Here is a 305-nt window from a genome sequence, read left to right as displayed (position 1 = left end):
GACGGGTGACCTGGCGGTCGGGGCGAGCGCGACGATCGCCTACACGGTCACCGTGCGCGACCCCGACCCCGGGGACACGCTGATGGTCAGCAGGCTGGTGTCGAGCACGCCCGGCAGCACCTGCCCGTCCGGTGGCACCGCCACCGCGTGCTCCGTGACCGTGACCGTCCTCGTGCCGCGGCTGACCATCCGCAAGACGGCGAACGTCACCGTGACGGCGCCTGGATCCACGGTCGGTTACACGGTCACCGTCGTCAACTCCGGGCAGGCGCCCTACACGGGGGCGACGTTCACCGATCCGCTCG

The 305-nt window shown here is 71.8% G+C and carries 1 protein-coding gene; it reads left to right on the top strand.

Annotated features, from left to right (window positions below; all coding sequences use genetic code 11):
* Window positions 1–305 (top strand): hypothetical protein (locus tag ACLQ2R_RS39635; RefSeq protein ID WP_425966559.1); only part of this gene is annotated, 305 nt, incomplete at both ends.

This window comes from Streptosporangium sp. DT93, assembly GCF_049844535.1.
Lineage (GTDB): Bacteria > Actinomycetota > Actinomycetes > Streptosporangiales > Streptosporangiaceae > Streptosporangium.
This window is presented reverse-complemented; position numbering and strand designations above follow the sequence as displayed.